Below are 16420 nucleotides of genomic sequence, written 5' to 3' on the forward strand. Positions count from 1 at the left end.
GGTCAGGCGGCCCGGACCGCCGCGGGGGCGGCAGCCGGTTCGACGTCGATACGGATCTCGCTGCGCACGAGGCGTTCGCACAGGGCCTCGGCGGCGTCGGTGTCGGCGGCCGTGACGACGACGCTGCCGAGCCGGTCCCAGTTGTCGCGCAGCGGCCGGACGGTGTCGCCGGGGCGCACCGACACCTGGGCGGCGAGCACGTCCGGCCGCGAGCGGACCTCGTCCACCCCCGAGACCGCGGTGACGACACCGGGCTCGCGCACGAGGGCCCGCATCACCGCGCCCGCCTTCGGGACGGGCGGAGCGGTGAGCGGTTCGATCAGCCCGAGCGGCCAGGCGGCCCCGTAGCCGACCATGTCGATGCCGTAGGCGGTCTCGACGAGATCCACGATGCTGCCCCCGGCGAGCCGGTTGTGGGACTCGATGACCACCGGCCCTCGCGAGGAGAGGCGTATCTCGGTGTGGCTGGGGCCGTCGGTGACGCCCATGACAGTCAGGAACTCCTCGACGGCGCCCGTCAACAGCTCCTGTTCAACGCCGGCCAGACGGGCGGGCACCGCGTGCCCGAGCTCGGCGAAGTGCTCGTCGGCGGTCAGCTTCTCTGTGACGGCGACGACGACATGGCGTCCGGCGAAGCTCAGCGCCTCGACGCTGAACTCGGGTCCGTCGACGAAGGACTCCATCAGGAAGCCGTCCACGGTGAACATCCTCGAACCGCGGTCGGTACGGCCGCCGTCCAGCTCCCGCACCCGCGCCCAGACCCGGTCGAGATCCTGGGGGCTCTCGGCGCGCAGCAGCCCGAATCCGGCGGTGGTGGAGACCGGTTTGACGATGAACGGATAGCCGGCCCGCTCGCCGAACCTCTCCAGCGATGCCCGGCCCTCGACCGGGGCCACGTGCGGGACCGGTTGCCCGTGCTCGGCGAGGTGACGGCGCATCAGCAGCTTGTCGCGCATCCGGCGACTCACCTCGTGGCGACGTCCGTCGGTCAGCCCGAACAGGTCGCCGAGCCTGCTCGCCGGGTTCAGCCCGGGCTCCGTGAGCGAGACGACGGCGTCCGCGCCGTAGAGCCTTCGGGCCGTCTCGGCGAAGGGGAGCACGACGTCCCAGTCGGTGTAGTCGACGACCAGGAGCACATCGGCGGTGCGCGCCTGATAGGCGGTGATCTTGTCGGGATGCTGGAACAGGACGACCTTGACGCCGAGCGCGGCGAAGCGCTCCAGGTGGGCGTCGATGCCGCCGATCAGCAGGACGGTCTTTCCGGAACTCACGGTCAGGCTCCCTTCGAGGCTGCCGAAGCGGCTTCGCGGACGTCCGCGCGCAGCAGACTGCGGACGCGGGAGATGCGTTCCGCCGCCTCGGCGGGCGATTCCGCGTCGACGACGACGTAGCCGTGGCGGGTGGACGAGCTGGTGGTGCGCGGCAGTTCGTCCCCCGGACGGAAGGGGAAGTGCAGCGCGTGGACGTAGGGCAGAGCACGTATCGCGTCGAGGCCACCGACGGCGTCCAGCCGCCCGGCGGACAGGGTGAAGAAGCCGATGGACGCGGTGTGCCGGGGGGCAGGGACCTCCAGGGGCTCTCCGGCCAGCGTCCGGAAGATCGCGGCCTCGATGTCGAAGTCCGACGCGGTGGCGATGAGCAGCGGGATGCGGTCGCCGCCCAGCCTGCTCTGGGACTCCACGATACGCGGGCCGCGCCGGGTGAGGATGACCTCGGTGTGCGCGGGGCCGAAGCGGTATCCGGCCAGGTCGAGCAGGCCGATGACGACGGCGTGGATCGTGGACCGGTCCTCGGGGGCGAGCGGAGCGGGGTGGACGTGGGCCGTCTCCACGAAGAACGGGGCGCCTGTGGTCTGTTTGGCGGTGATGCCGACGACGTGGTGCACACCGTCGACGGTGAGGGTCTCGACGCTGTACTCGGGGCCCTGGAGATACTCCTCGACCACGTACGGGCCGACGAGGCCGGCTTCCGCGACGCGGGCGTTCCACTCCTCCAGATCCTCCGCGTCGCGGATCAGGGCGACGCCTCGGCTCCCCGACGCCCCGGTCGGTTTGACCACGACGGGCAGGGCCATCCCGGCCACGACCGCTCTGACCGCCTTGGTGGTGGGGGCCGGGATGGCGCGGACCACCGACAGCTCGTGCTCCGCCAGCAGCGCGCGCATGGCGGCCTTGTCGTTGAGCCGGATGACGGCCGACACGGGGTTGGGGGAGACCCCGAGCGCCTCCGCCTCCGCGACGGCCGGCGGCATGGACGCCTCGGCGCCCAGGTGCAGCACGGTGCCGATGCCGTGCGTACGGACGGTCTCGGCGATCAGCGCGCGCAGCCCGGACTCGTCGGAGAAGTCCGCCAGCAGCAGCTCCCGCGCGTGCTCGGCGACCTCGTCGAGGTAAGCCTCCTCACGCAGCGAGGGGTCCCAGACTGCCCAGACCTCGAAGCCTGCCGCGGCCGCCTTGCGGACGAACTGGCTGTAGGGCATCACCATCAGCAGCCGCTTGGGCGCACCGGTGTGTGTCATGGCGGGGTGCTCCGTTCTCGTGGGGCTCGTCGCGGGTGGGAGGACGGCGGAGAGGCGAACGGGTTTCGCCGGTAGGGGACTTCACGAAGAAGTCCTGAGCGGGGGCCGTGCGCTTCCGGGGGAGCGGGGCGTCGGTATCGTTGCCGGGACGGCGGGGAGGAAGCCGGTCGGGAGCGGGATCCCGCTCCGGTACCGAACCTGCCGAGGGGACTCGGGGTGCGATGGCCGACCGAGGCCGGGAGCGTCCTGCCTCATGCGTCGGTCCTGCGGAAGCGGATGAGGACGCGTGAGCCCTGCACGCTGAGCAGACTGCCGAATGCGTCGTGGTCCGTCGGATCCCCGGTGTCCAGCGTGACCAGCGCCCGGCCGACGCCGAGATCGCGCAGTTCGGCCAGGACGGCCAGGACCAGCGCGAGACCGACGCCCAGCCCGCGGGAGGCGGGAGTCACGGCGAGCTGCAGGACCCGGCCCTCGCCGCCGGCGGCCCGGGCCGCGGCGTAGCCGACGGGGTGTCCGTCCACGGCGAGCAGCAGCGTCACCCCGCCGGACTCCGACAGCCGACGCAGGCCGGCCCGGAACGCCTCGGGGTCCTCCGTCCGGGGCCCCTCGGTCAGACTGCGCCGGTGCAAGGCGTGCAGGACCTCGAAGTCGTCGGTGTCCGCCCGCCGGATGACGCCGCCGTCGGGAAGGACGGGCGGCAACGGAGCGGCCGTCAGCCCGACGTCGTACTGCCGTGAGGTGGGGCCGTGGACGAACCCGGCCTCCTCCAGAAAGGAAGGGGTCACCTGGTCGCCCTGCAGGATGCCGCCGACAGTCAGGCCGTACGGCAGGCCGTGCTCGGCGGCCAGTTCGTCGGCCCGGTCCAGCAGGAGGCGCAGGAGTGTACGAGCCGCGCTCGCGCCGTGGCGGCAGGGCAGCGCGGTCAGATCGGCGTCCAGCGTGTCACCGTTGCGGGCCATCGCGGCCCAGGCCAGCACTTCGTCGTCGGGGGTGGCCAGGCACCAGCTGTCGTCCTGGTACTCGGGCCGGCCGATCTCCAGGAGGACGTCGTCCCTGGTACAGCTGGCTGCGCCCGTGACGCGCTCCTCGTAGGAACGTCTCAGCCGTACGAGGCTGTCCAGCGGGACCTCGGTCGGCTTCTTGAGGGCGAGCCCTCCGTACCGGGGCATGTACGTGCCCCCTTTCCAGGTGGATTCGGGTCCGGAGGCCGGGCCGGAGAGTTCGGGGCGGGAGGGAAACGAAAGGGAATTCACCCGAATTCACCTTAATCTCTTTTACGGCAGACCCGGTGATCAAAATTTCCGCACGAGTATCGATCCGGCGTAGTAACGAATGTTACTGGCTGTTCAGAGAGGTTCGTTCTCCCAGAATGCTCAGTGGGACGGAGGGTGTCCGAAAAAGCCGGGTCGGCAGTCATGGCAGGTACAAGGGCTGATGGGAAGGGAGGCGGCGCCCCTGCGGACCGGGGCGAAGCTGGCTGTCCCGTCGCCGGTGGACCTCGCCGGATCCCCCTTCGTCTGCGGCGGGCACGCCCGATCTCCGCTTGTCCGACCGGAGCCGGGGAACCGCGGGAATGGCATGCAGCGTTCATCCGTGTCATGTCCGCCAGTGCCGGATACGGCCGGATCTTTTCGTAGGAAATTCTGCACACACTCCCCGACGGGATCCCGGCCGGATCCGGATCCGGGCCCGGCGCACAGCGGCTCTTTCCGTCGGGCGTCAGGACACGTCGGTGCGAGAAGAGTCGACGGTGACGGCCTCCGGCAGAAGCGCCGCCACGGTCACCGGCTCGAAGTTCACGGCGCTCGTCCAGGCGTCGCTTCCCAGCCTGAACCAGACAGAACTCGTGATCACACCGCCCGGGTGGTCGCCCTCGACCACCTCGTCGCCCGGCGACCATCCCTCGGCCTCATGGCAGACGGCGGCGTCCGGCAGGAGCAGTTCGGTCACCGGGCTGTCCAAGGAGGGACCGGACCTGATGTTGGCGTCCCGCCAGACGGGCCCGAGCCGGGCGGGCAGGACCTGGTAGGGCGAGGGTGAATCGGACATGTTCGGCTCTCCGTTCCCGGACGCGATCGGCGCGCCACGGCTGTGATGTCGGACGGTGAAGGGCACCGGGGGCCAGGCGCCGCGCGGCAGAAGGCAGTTCGACGACAGGCACCGGGGCGGTCGAGGTCGCCGTGGTGTCAGGCGACGGCTCCCAGAGAAGGCGGCGGGCCCGCGGCGCCCCGCGCCGCGCCCAGCCACACCACCTGGGACACCATCTCGATCAGACGCGCCTCCTCCGGCCCCGGGGCCCCGTCGCCGAAAGGCTGCTCCGGTGGCCGGGTCACCGCCGCGCCGACCGGCGTCGGCCAGCCCCGCAGCGCGTGCGCGATCGTGCGCAGCGTCGCCAGCGTCGAGACGGCGCCCTGCGCGGCCGTACCCACGGCGACCGTGCCGACCGCACGCCCTTCCAGGTACGGCACCGGGCCGTCGATGTCGTTGACGTAGTCGAGGGCGTTCTTCAGCAGTCCCGAGACCGTCGCGTGGTAAGTCGGCGACACCAGCACCACGCCGTCCGCGGCGCGCAGTGCGCCGAGAAAACCGGCCACGGCCGGGTCCGTGTCGGCCAGACCGGGGCGGTAGGCGGGGAAGTCGATCTCCTGCCCGGTGAACACCCGGGTGGAGGCGCCGAGTTCCGCGCACCGGTCCGCGCACCACGCCGCCACCCGGTCGCAGCTGGAGCCCTGGCGCAGCGATCCGCTGATCACGACGATGTGCGGCGCTCTGCCGGCCGTGACGCCGCGCCCCGCGCGGACGACCGGCGCCGGTTTTGCCGGGGCAACGCGTCGCGGCTGCCAGTCGAGTACGTCGGCGGTCTCCATGTCCTTGCGGCCCTCGGCCCTGATACGGGCGTTGCGCCGTTCCTCCCCGGCCCGGTCGGCGCCCTGATCGAGCGAGCCCTGGCGGCGTGAGGCGAGAACCACGGCCGCGGTCCGGTCCATCCGCTCCCGGGCGTAGACGGCGAGCGCCTCGGGGACCGAGGAACACGTGGTGAGCGTGTCGGTGAGGACCGCCGCGTCCTCCAACGCCATGTTGGCGCCCTGGCCGAGCGCCGGCACCATCGGGTGCGCAGCGTCGCCGAGCAGCGCCACCCGTCCGTCCACCCACTGCCGGACGGGATCGCGGTCGTGGATGTCGGTGACGACGAGGCCCCGGGGGTCCGCCTCGCGTACCAGATCCACCACAGGGGCGTACCAGCCCTCCATGGCCTCCAACAGAGCCAGACGGGCCGCCGCCGAGCCCATGGCCGGCCACACACCGGGTGCTGCGGTGATCTTGGCGGTCCAGTACAGCTCGTCCTCACCGACCGGGGCGACGAACAGCTGGATCCCCCGGCCGTTGACCACGTGCCCGCGCTGTCCGAGCGCGGACCTGCGCGTGAGGCCCCGCACCGAGGTGTAGCCGCGGTATCGCGGCGGCCCGTCGTCCAGCATCCGCGCCCGTACCGCGGAGTTGATCCCGTCGGCGCCGATCAGCGCGTCGCAGTCGACGAAGTCCCCGTCCGACAGGCGCACGGTGACATGACCCGGATGCGTCGTGTACGACTCGACGGCGGTCGCCAGGCGGACGGCGGTGCCGGCGGTGAGCGCCTCGTCGAGCAGGACCCGGTGCAGGTCCGAGCGCAGCAGGGGGATCTGCGGTGCGCCGGAGGACCCGGCGGCCGCGTTGGTCGACTCCTCGGCCAGCACCGTGCCCGCCGAGTCCATCAGCACCCGCACCTCGTCGGGCCCGCAGACGTGCCCCACGGCCCGGATCCGGCTGCCGATCCGTTCGTCCAGCGCGTCGGCGGCCCGCACCCCGTTGGGCTGGAGGACCAGGCCCGAGCCTCGCGCACCGGTGCGATCCGACCGCTCCACGACGGTGACGTCGACCCCCCGCGAGGCCAGCCCGGCAGCCGCCGCGAGACCTCCGATCCCGCCCCCGGCCACCACAACGGACAGTCTTCTGGCCATGTGTCATCCCTCCCGGACGGCCGAGGCCGCCCCGTCCGTTGTCTCCACCCGGTCCGCGGCCGTCAGCAGACGGCCGTCGTACGCACCGAACGACCCCGATGCGGCGTCCCACACGGTCCGCCCCGCGCGCAGGGTGCGCTCGACGCGGCCGGTGAAGGTCCAGCCCTCATAGGCCGACCAGGCGCACTTGCTCTCCACGTCCCGCGCCGAAAGGATCCAAGGCGTGTCGGGCGCGAAGACGACCAGATCGGCGTCAGCGCCCTCCGCGATCCGCCCCTTGCCCGGCAGCCGGAACAACTCCGCAGGCGTCGCCGAGAGGTGGCGCACCAGGCGGGCCACGGCGATGTCCGGATCCTCCTGCGGCCACCGCCGGCGCATCCCCGTCCACACCGAGACGGCCAGCTCCTGCACCCCGGGGAGGCCGGGGGGCGACGCGGCGACGGCCTGGGTCTTCTCCGCGACGGTGTGCGGCGCGTGGTCGCTGCCGAGCGTCGAGAGCTGGCCGTTCACGAGCGCCGACCACAGCCGGTCCTGGTCCGCCTGGCCCCGGATGGACGGCGACAGCCGGGTCCGGGCCCCCATCCGCCGGGTGTCCCGGTCGGTGAACGACAGATGGTGGCCGGTCACCTCGAAGGTGACCGGGTGCCCGGCGGCCTGCGCCGCGCACACCAGGTCCGCCTCCTCGGCGCTCGACAGGTGCAGGATGTGCGCCCGGGTGCCGTACCGGCGCACCAGCTCGACGACCTTGGCGACGGCGACGATGCCGCCGGTGCGCGGCCGGTGCCGCTCGTAGTCCAGATAGCTGCCGGGCTCCCCCCACCAGGCGTCCAGCAGGGCGAACAGACCGTCGTCCTCGGCGTGCAGGACCAACTGCACCCCGCCCTCGGCGGCCGCGGCGAACGCCTTCTCCAGCGTCGCGGGATCGCGTACGACGGTGGGCGCCGTGTGATGGCCCGCCATGAACACCTTCGCGCTGGTCGCCACGGACGGGTCGAGGGTGGCCAGCAGCTCGGGCCGGGCCGGATCGAGCCCGATGTGGAAACGCATATCAACCAGCGAACTGCCTGCAACCATGCGGGCCTTGGAGAGCACCGCCTCCGGATCGAGGGTCGGCGGCACCGTGTTCGGCATGTCCATCACCGTGGTGACGCCCCCGCGGACGGCGGCCCTTCCGCCGTGTTCCCAGTCCTCCTTGTGCGTCAGACCCGGCGTACGGAAGTGGACATGGGAGTCGATGAGACCCGGCAGCACATAGTGGTCCCCCGCGTCCAGACGCTCCACCGCCGCGGGGGCCGTGTCGGCCTCCGTGACCGCGGTGATCCGCCCGCCGCGGACGAGGACATGGCCCGCGCGTACTCCTTGCGGCGTCACCAGCCTCCGGCCGCTCACCACCAGGTCGGGCACGGGGTTCACCGGGTCCACGACGCCGCCACCAGATCCCGGCACAGGTCGTTCGTCGGACCCATGAAGGCGATGCCCCGTGCGTCGGCGAGCAGCCGGCCGATGGGGGCCCCGTCCCGGTATCCGGCCGAGCCCAGCATCCGCGCGACCTCCAGACAGATCTCCTCGGCCGCCACGCTCGCGTACAGCTTGCTGTGCAGCGTGCTCAGGCCCGGATCCGCCGAGACCCGCGCCCCGGCACGCCCGACGACCGCCCGGACCGCCTCCACCCGCGTCGCCAGCTCCACCAGCCGGTGACGCACCGTCGGCAGGTCCATCAGGCCGCGGTCGCGCGCATGGCGGACACCCAGGTCGAGGGCGGCCCGGGCGATGCCGGCGGACACCGTCCCGAGACTGGCGCCGGACTCCCGTACCCCCGCGATGATCGAGGCGGCTCCGCCCTCGGGGCCGAGCCGGTCCGAGTCCGCCACCACGCAGTCCCGCAGGGCGATCAGCCCGGTGGCCGAGCCGCGCATGCCCGCGAGGCCCAGGCCGAGTTCCGGGACGAGACCGGGGTTGGCCGCCGGCACCAGGAAGAAGCTCTGCCCGTCGGATCCGTACTCCTGGGTGCCGGGACCCGGCTCGGAGGTCTGCACCAGCACCAGATAGACGTCGGCGAGCCCCGCTCCGGTGGTGAACGTCTTCGAACCGTTCAGCAGCCAGCGCCCGTCGCCCAGGCGTTCTCCGGTGCTCGCCAGATTCCGCTTCGCCGCTCCGGCGCCGGTCTCGCTCCACGCGGAGGCGGCCAGCCAGGTGCCGTCCGCCAGCAGCGGCAGCAGACGCTCCCGCTGTTCCGCACTGCCCCATTCGCAGATCCGGGCACTCACGGCGAAGTGCTGGAAGGCGATGATCGCTGCGGAGGGATTCACCGAGGCGATCTCCTCGACGACCCGGTTGATCTCGGCGGCGTCACCGCCCGTACCGCCGTGGCGGACCGGAACCGCCGTACCGAGCAGGCCGCTCGCGCGCAGCACCGCCGACGCCTCCCGGTCCGCCTCCCCGGCCGGTCCGCTCCTCACGGCGGCTTCGTGCAGCCGGGCGCGCAGCTCGGGCGCCGCCATGACCCTCATGCCGCCTCCGACAACGCCAGACACCGCGCGACCTCCTCGAATTGCAGATGGCTCAGGGGCTCCAGTACGAAAGAGCCCCGGAAGGTGACGTGCTTGCGGGCGACGGCCGCCCACAGGAGCGTGCCGTCGCCGTCGGTGGGCACCGAGGTGACGGCGGAGACCGCCGTGCGGCCGCCGGGCGTGGCGATCTCGATCAGGCCCGCGTCCGCGCCGTTCTCACGCGCCGCCTGCCAGGGCAGCGTGCCGGGGATCCGCACGGCCGAGCCCAGGCAGACCGCCCCGGTCAGGGCGATCGAGGGATGCCAGCCCGGTACGGTCACGGCCCGCGCCGCGAGTCCGCCGCCGCTGCCGGGCAGTATCGCCGCGACCTTGGGGAAGGCCCCGTCGCGCGGCCAGCCGAGCCGGTCGGCACCGGCCCTGCGGACCTTCTCCAGCCGTGCCAGCAGTTCCGTGCCCGCGCCGAACAGCGCGGCCTGGTCGGGAACACCGAGAGTCCGCGCGTCCACGAAGGCGTAGGTGTTGGCGCTGGTGACCAGGGAGACCTCGACCCGCTCGTCACCGGTGTCGAGCACGGTCCGCGTCCCGCCGCCGGGCAACAGAGTGTCGAACGGGACCGGCGCGGGCTGGACGAACGTCACCGTGAAGACGGCTGTGTCCCGCTCGACCTGCTCGACCTCGCACACCACGCTGTCCCCGTTGTTGCGCACGTGGACCCGGACCCGGGCGCCGGGCACCAGACGGGGCAGCATCCCCGAACGGGCCGCGGCGATCACGGCCGCCAGGACCGAATGACCGCACGAGCCGCGCACATCGAACCTGTCCGGGGCGCCGGGGAGCGCCTGTACGAACCGGTAGTCGAGATCGAACATCGGATGCTCGGACTGCTCCACCAGAGCGATCTTCAGCACATGGGCGCCCCCGGCGGAGACCAGATAGCGCCGGGCTTCCGTGAGGTGGGCCAGCAACGCCCGTTCCTCCCGCGGCAGCCGGCCCGAGTCCAGGACGAACGTGGGGCACGGCGCGCCCGCCGCGTATGCGAGATGCCCGATCACGCCGCCACCGCCATCGGTCTGGAACCGCCCGGCGCCGCGCCGGCGTCCGAGAACCGCCGTGCGGAGCGCCGGAACTGTTCGTTCCACACCTCGTGCACGAGCAGAGCCCACAGCGCTGTGGCGGCTGTGTCGTCGGGCCGTTCCGCCTGGCCGGCGAGCAGGGTCTCCACCGCCCGGCCGTCCAGCTGCCCCGCCGCGGCCACCCGGGCGGGCGCCAGCATGTCCCGGGCGTACTCCCACAGGGACGTGCCGGGCCGCAGCATCGCGGTGACCGGCAGCGTGAATGGCTGCTTGGGACGGGAGAGCACGCTCTTTGGCAGCAGCCCGGCAGCAGCGGCGTAGAGGGTCCGCTTCACCTGCCCGCCCTGGATCCGCTGGTGGTCGCGCAGCCCCCGGCCGAGTGCCACCACCGAACGCTGGGCGAACGGTATTCGCGCCTCCACCGAGGAAGCCATGCTCAGATGGTCGACCCGACGCAGGTGGTACGCCGGCAGTCGGCTCTCCAGTTCGAACCGGGTGACCCGGTCCAGCACGCTGCCCGGGCCGTGCAGCAGATCCTCCCGCGCATCCGCCGGCAGAGCCGGGTTGTCACGGACGTACGCCCGGTAGGCCTCGGTGTACAGCGCCTCCCGCAACGAGGCCGGAGCGGCGGACAGGGAGTCCAGATAGGCCGCGGACCAGTCGGAGCCCGCGGCGGCGCTCTCGGCCGCCTGCCGCATCCGGGCATACCCGCCGAACACTTCGTCGGCCGCGTCACCGGTGAGCGCCACGGTGAACCCGGCGTCCCGCACCGCCCGGAACAGCACGTACGAACTCAGTGCGATGGGATCGGCGTTGGGTTGGCCCAGATGCCAGACGGTCTCCTCCAGCAAGGCCGGGAAGTCGGCCGGATCGATCTCCACCTGATGGTGCGTCGCCCCGGCCAGCTCGGCCACCTCGCGGGCGAAGTGCCGCTCGTCGAAAGGCCAGGTGCCCCGGTAGGCGAGGTTGAACGTGTCCACCGGGCCGTACTCCGCTGCCAGCGCCGTGACCAGGCTCGAATCGAGGCCCCCGGAGGCGATCAGCGCGACCGGGACATCCGCCACAAGCAGCCGGCCCACCTCGGAGCGCAGAGTCCGCCGCACCTGCCGCGCCGCGCTGAACCCGTCCTCGGCCGGGCCGGGGCACGCGTCCGCGGGCCTGCGCCGGAGCCGCGGGGGGCCGCCCAGCTCGCACGTCCAGGTGGTGCCCGCTTCCAGAACCTCCACGTCCTCGTACACCGTGCGCGTCCCGAACGGCGTACGGGTGGCCAGGTAGGCCTCCAGCGCCGACTCCCGCACCCGGGCGCCGACGCCGCCGAACGCCAGCAGCGCCGGGAGTTCTGACGAGAAGCACAGGGACCGCGCACCCGCGTCCCACCGGTAGTACAAGGGCTTCATGCCGATGTGGTCGGTCGCCAGCAGCAGCCGGGGGACATCACCGCGCGAGTCCAGGAGCGCCAGCGCGTACATACCGTCGAGATGCTCGGTGAAATCCTCGCCGTACTCCAGGTAGAGGGCGGGCAGCACCGACCCGTCGCAACGGTCGGGAAGCGAGTGCCCGAGCGACTCCAGGCGGCCGCGCAGCTCCTCGTGGTTGTAGATCTCCCCGTTGAACACCACCTGCACCGGGCCGCCCCGACCGTACGGCTGCTCACCGCCGTCCAGGTCTACGACGGCGAGCCGGTTGCTGCCCAGCCCGCAGCCGGGTGTCAGCGACATCCCCGTCGCGTCAGGACCCCCGTGCCGCTGCAGCGCCGCGACGGTCCGCATGTCGTGCGGCGTCGCCGCCGCGTTGAAGTAGCCGAAGATCCGGCACATGTCTTCCTGCCTTTGTGTGAGGAGACGACGACGGATCAGCGGGCCGTCGACAGATAGCGCTCCCCGCTGTCGGGGAAGACGGTGACGACGGTGGCGCCCGCCCACCTGGGGCCGGCGGTCACGGCGCGACTCGCCCAGGCCGCCGCCCCGGAGGAGACGCCGACCGGCAGGCCGGTGGCGCGGGTGATCTCGCGGGCCGTGGCGGAGGCGTCCGGGTCCGCGACGGCGACGACCTCGTCCACCAGCGAGAGGTCGGTGATCTCCGAGATGTATCCGGCGCCGATGCCGGGGATGCCGTGTGGTCCCGCCTCACCCCCGGAGAGCACGGCGGAGCGGGCCGGTTCAACGGCCACCACATGGAGCGTCGTGCGCTCCTTGAGATAGCGGGCGGTGCCCGTCAGGGTGCCGCCCGTGCCGACCCCGCACACCAGGACGTCGACGCGCCCCCTCGTGGCCTCCCAGATCTCCGGGCCCGTCGTCTCGTAGTGGGCCCGTACGTTGGCGGGGTTGCGATCCTGGTGCGGCACCCACGAGCCGGGCAGGGTGCGCTGCAGGTTCTCCGCGTACGCCCAGGCAGACAGGAGCCCGTCCTGGTGCGGCACGAGATGCACCTCGGCCCCCAGCTCCCGCAGGATCAGGCGGCGTTCCTCGGTGGCGTTGTCGGGCATCACGATGATGCACCGGTGTCCACGACGGGCACACAGCGCGGCCAGCGAGATGCCCGTGCTGCCCGACGAACACTCGATGACGGTGCCCCCGGCCGTGGGCAGCAGCCCCGACTCCTCGGCGGCCCGCATCATGAACAGGGCGGCGCGGTCCTTCACACTGGCGAGTGGGTTGGCCGCCTCCAGCTTGGCCAGCAGCCGCACCGAACGGGCCAGCCCCGGCAGGGGCACGTCGAGCAGTGGGGTCCGCCCCACCAACTCCTCCAGCGCCCCGGCCACAGGCGCCGCGGCTGCCCCGGTCGGCCCGGGAATCAGATCTGTCGTCACGGGTGCTTCCCTCCTGGTCCGGCGTCCACTCAGGGCGCGCCGAGGTTCCGCGCCGAGGCCAGGTGCGCGGCGGCGGTCTGCTGAAGGTGCGTGATGTCGCTCGATACGGTTGCGAAAGTGAAGCCCTCGGTGAGCCGCTTCGCCGCGCTCGCACCGTCCAGGACGTGGATGCCGCAGGCGATACTGTGCCGACGGGCGGCATCCGTGATCCGGGCCAGCGCGGCTTCCAGGTCGTCGGATGTGGCGGGGTCGCCGAACCACCGAGCCCCGAGCGCGGCCGACAGATCGGCCGGCCCGACATACACCGCGTCCAGACCGCCGGTTGCGCAGATGGCTTCCAGATCCTCCAGCGCGGCAGCCGTCTCGATCATCACGATGCAGGCCACCTGCTCGTCGATCTCGGCCGGGACGGACCCCAGCCGTAGCTCCGCGCGGACCGGACCACCGAGGCTGCGCGTCCCTTTCGGATGGTGCCGGCAGGCCCGCACGACGGTCAGCGCCTGCTCGGCGCTCTCCACCATCGGCACCACGACGGCACGCGCCCCGGTGTCGAGCGCGATCCCGATCGCGACCGGGTCCGGGGACGGCACCCGGATGATTCCCGCAGCGCTCCCGTGAGCGTCCACGGCCAGCATCGCGGCCTGCCAGCCCGGCTGATGCAGCACGCCGTGCTGGCCATCCACCCCGATGTAGTCGTACCCGAGGCCGGCGATCCGCTCGGTACCGACCGGGTTGTCGAGCGCTGTCCAGTAGCCGACGAGGCGTTCCCGGCCGCGCAGCCGGGCTGCGAACGACGCGGGGTCGGGGTGCGATGGGGACTGCACGCTCATTCGCCCTCCCTCAACGCGTAGCTCTTCTTGCCGTCGAGGCCCACAGGCACATCGCCGGTGATCGACACCCGGTGCAGCACACGTTGGTGCTGCCCGTAGTCGTTGACCGCGTAGTGCTGGGTGCTGCGATTGTCGAAGATCAGCACGTCGCCGGGGCGCCAGCTCCAGCGCGCGGTGTTCTCAGGACGTCGCACATAGCCCTGGAGCACATCGATGATCGGCCGGGATTCACGAGGCTCCATGCCGACCAGCCACTGCGCGAATCCGCCGAGGAACAGGCTCGGCTCGCCGGATTCCGGGTGCATCCGGACCACCGGGTGGGCCGCCTCGAACCGGCGGGCCAGGAACGCGGCACGGACCTCGTCACCACGCTCGGTACCCAGCCTGGGCTGCTCCGCGTGATTGGTGTGCACGGCCCAGAGCCTGTCCGCCACCTCCCGCAGTTCGGCCGGAAGGTCCCGGTAGCCCGCGGCGGCGTTCGCGACGAGAGTGTCTCCGCCGTACGGAGGCAGCACAACGCTGCGCAGCGTCGTCCCCAGGGACGGGGCGGTGGTGAAGCTGATATCGGTGTGCCAGTGGTCGGCGCGCTGGTCCTCGCCGTCCACCGGAATGACCTGCGGAGCGCCGTCCACGGTCCGCATCATGGGGTGCTTCCCGGTCAGCGGGCCGAACCGGGCGGCGAAGGCGAGCTGGTGCTCGTCGGTGATGTCCTGGTCACGGAAGAACAGGACCTTGTACGTCAGGAAGGCCTCGTGCACCTGGCGGAATACGGACGGCGACAACTCGGTGGAGAGGTCGACCCCCGTCACCTCGGCGCCGATCCTTCCGCCGATCCTGCGTATGTCGAAGAGGGACACCGGCATTCCTTCCGAGACTGGTGGGAGGCCCTGCTGCTCCATGGCGCCCCCACCCCGCCGGAATCGGGCGCGGCACGTCATTCGTCATGGAGAGGCGCCGAAGGGAGCCTGGGCGGGGCTGGGCCGGGCGGGACGGCGCGATCACACCACGGGCCAGAAACCGACGGCAACAAAGCCTGGAAAGGCGCGGCGACTTCACCAACTCGTGCCCACGAAGTGGACAACGCGCTCCGGTGCGGCGGCGCGACTTGTTCAAGTCGCGCCGCCGCACCCGCTCCGGCTTGTCACCCCGTCGGCGGCGCGGAGATTCTCGACCCGCCCGCGCGTGAAACGTCTCTGGAGAAGAGGACCGCAGACATGCCGGTGATCACCGTCAACTGGTGGCAGGGCAACGACCGAGAAGCGAGGAAGGAGCTGGTGGTCGGCATCACCGACGTTGTCTCCCGGGTCTCCGGCTGCCCGCACGAAGCCGTCACCGTCATCGTGCGGGACGTGGCCCCGGGTCATTGGGGCAGAGGCGGACATCTGGCCGACGAGACGCACCTTCCAGGAGGCCGGCGATGAACCTGCGTTCCCTGCACCCGAACATTCGGCTGCGCATCGGCGTCGGCTTCGTCCAACGACTGTTGTCGATCATGCTCATGCCGCTGCTCGTCATCCACCTCGCGGTGCTCTACGGGCCGGCCGTCGCAGGCGCCCTGACGGTCTGTGTCGCGGTGGCCGGTATCGCCGCGAACTTCATCGGCGGCCATCTCGCCGACGTCCACGGACGTCGCCCGGTGATGGTGGCCGGTGAACTCGGAGCCACCGTGACCTTCGGCCTGCTCGCCCTGGCCAACTCGCCGTGGTGGACGTCCGGGACAGCCACGTTCGCCCTGTTCCTGCTCAACACCTGCTGCTCGCAGCTGGCCACCCCGGCGGCCGACGCGATGATGATCGACGTCTCCACCCCCGAGAACCGCCCGCTCGTCTACACGATCAACTACTGGTCGATCAACCTCGCCTTCACCGTGGGCGCGCTGCTCGGCGGGTTCCTCTACGACGGGCACTTCCTTCAGCTCCTGGCCGGTGCGGCATTCCTGTGCCTGCTGACCACGGCGGTGATATGGCGCTGGATCACCGAGACCGCCCCCCACACCGGCAAGGAGCAAGCGACCGGCCCCCGGGCGATGCTGCGCGGCTACCTCGCCGTCGGCCGCGACCGGATCTTTCTGCGGCAGCTGGTCGCAGCCGCCCTGATCGCGTCGCTCGGCATGCAGATCGGCTACTACATCGCCGTACGCCTCGCCCGGGAGTTCCCCTCGCAGACCCTGCTGGCCTATGGCGACTGGAGCCTGGACGTCGACGGCGTCGCGATCCTCGGCGTCCTGCGCGCGGTCAACGCCGCACTGGTCGTCGGTCTCGTGCTGGCCGCCCGGACGCTGCTGACCCGGGTTCCCGAGAAGATCCGGCTCTTCGGAGGCATCGCCCTGTTCACCCTCGGCTACATGGTCTGGGCCGTCAGCGAGATCGGCTGGGTGCTCATCGCCGCGGCCGTCGTGCTCACGATCGGAGAGATCGCCAGCGTCCCGGTGCGCCAGGCACTGCTGGCCGATCTGATCGATCAGGAGGCCCGCACCAAGTACATGGCTGCCTACGCCCTCAACGCCCGCGTGGGCCTGCTCGTCGCCGCCCTGTGCGTCACCGTCGGCGCATTCGTCCCCGCCATCGGGATGAGCCTTCTGTACGGGACGGCCGGCCTGGCCGCGATCCTGCTGTACCGGTCGCTGGTCGGTGTCCGCGCCGACCGGGAGGCCGAGCGGGCCACGGTCCCGGCGGCCTGACG

The 16420-nt window shown here is 71.9% G+C and carries 14 protein-coding genes; 2 read left to right on the forward strand and 12 right to left on the reverse strand.

The window, feature by feature from the left end:
• Positions 1–2: 2 nt before the first annotated feature.
• The 12 genes from AC0VY3_RS37680 to AC0VY3_RS37735 all read right to left on the reverse strand — a co-directional run bounded on the left by AC0VY3_RS37680 (position 3) and on the right by AC0VY3_RS37735 (position 14595).
• Positions 3–1271 (reverse strand): ATP-grasp domain-containing protein, encoded by a 1269-nt coding sequence (locus AC0VY3_RS37680; protein WP_475551976.1) that lies wholly within the window; start codon positions 1269–1271, stop codon positions 3–5.
• Positions 1272–1273: 2 nt separating this feature from the next.
• Positions 1274–2518: an ATP-grasp domain-containing protein gene (locus tag AC0VY3_RS37685; RefSeq protein WP_475551977.1), complete on the reverse strand. Its 1245-nt coding sequence runs from the start codon at positions 2516–2518 to the stop codon at positions 1274–1276.
• 251 nt (positions 2519–2769) lie between these two features.
• Complete coding sequence (locus AC0VY3_RS37690) at positions 2770–3687, reverse strand: GNAT family N-acetyltransferase (RefSeq protein ID WP_475551978.1); 918 nt, start codon at positions 3685–3687, stop codon at positions 2770–2772.
• Positions 3688–4237: 550 nt separating this feature from the next.
• Positions 4238–4567, reverse strand: a complete 330-nt coding sequence (locus tag AC0VY3_RS37695) for a hypothetical protein (RefSeq protein WP_103513024.1) — start codon at positions 4565–4567, stop codon at positions 4238–4240.
• Between the two features lie 137 nt (positions 4568–4704).
• Complete coding sequence (locus AC0VY3_RS37700; protein ID WP_475551979.1) at positions 4705–6516, reverse strand: NAD(P)H-dependent oxidoreductase; 1812 nt, start codon at positions 6514–6516, stop codon at positions 4705–4707.
• A 3-nt stretch (positions 6517–6519) separates the two neighbouring features.
• Complete coding sequence (locus tag AC0VY3_RS37705) at positions 6520–7938, reverse strand: dihydroorotase (RefSeq protein ID WP_103513022.1); 1419 nt, start codon at positions 7936–7938, stop codon at positions 6520–6522.
• Positions 7926–9026 carry an acyl-CoA dehydrogenase family protein gene (locus tag AC0VY3_RS37710; protein ID WP_103513021.1) on the reverse strand — a complete coding sequence of 367 codons (1101 nt, stop codon included), beginning with the start codon at positions 9024–9026 and terminating at the stop codon, positions 7926–7928. Before AC0VY3_RS37710 ends, AC0VY3_RS37705 begins: the two co-directional genes overlap by 13 nt.
• Positions 9023–10078, reverse strand: a complete 1056-nt coding sequence (locus AC0VY3_RS37715; RefSeq protein ID WP_103513020.1) for a PrpF domain-containing protein — start codon at positions 10076–10078, stop codon at positions 9023–9025. Before AC0VY3_RS37715 ends, AC0VY3_RS37710 begins: the two co-directional genes overlap by 4 nt.
• Positions 10075–11916 (reverse strand): asparagine synthase (glutamine-hydrolyzing), encoded by a 1842-nt coding sequence (gene asnB / locus AC0VY3_RS37720; RefSeq protein ID WP_475551980.1) that lies wholly within the window; start codon positions 11914–11916, stop codon positions 10075–10077. Before asnB ends, AC0VY3_RS37715 begins: the two co-directional genes overlap by 4 nt.
• 35 nt (positions 11917–11951) lie before the next feature.
• Positions 11952–12908, reverse strand: coding sequence for a PLP-dependent cysteine synthase family protein (locus tag AC0VY3_RS37725; protein ID WP_475551981.1), 957 nt, complete (start codon positions 12906–12908; stop codon positions 11952–11954).
• Between the two features lie 29 nt (positions 12909–12937).
• Complete coding sequence (locus AC0VY3_RS37730) at positions 12938–13738, reverse strand: HpcH/HpaI aldolase family protein (protein WP_103513018.1); 801 nt, start codon at positions 13736–13738, stop codon at positions 12938–12940.
• Entirely contained in the window at positions 13735–14595 is an 861-nt protein-coding gene (locus AC0VY3_RS37735; RefSeq protein ID WP_103513017.1) for a TauD/TfdA dioxygenase family protein, read from the reverse strand. Before AC0VY3_RS37735 ends, AC0VY3_RS37730 begins: the two co-directional genes overlap by 4 nt.
• Before the next feature lie 357 nt (positions 14596–14952).
• Between AC0VY3_RS37735 and AC0VY3_RS37740 the strand changes: the two genes are divergently transcribed.
• Positions 14953–15159: a tautomerase family protein gene (locus AC0VY3_RS37740; protein ID WP_103513016.1), complete on the forward strand. Its 207-nt coding sequence runs from the start codon at positions 14953–14955 to the stop codon at positions 15157–15159.
• On the forward strand, positions 15156–16418 hold the full coding sequence (locus tag AC0VY3_RS37745) for an MFS transporter (protein ID WP_103513015.1): 1263 nt from the start codon (positions 15156–15158) through the stop codon (positions 16416–16418). The genes AC0VY3_RS37740 and AC0VY3_RS37745 overlap by 4 nt, the downstream gene beginning before the upstream one ends.
• Positions 16419–16420: the final 2 nt, after the last annotated feature.

The sequence above is a fragment of the Streptomyces sp. iso_384 genome (genome assembly GCF_056172905.1).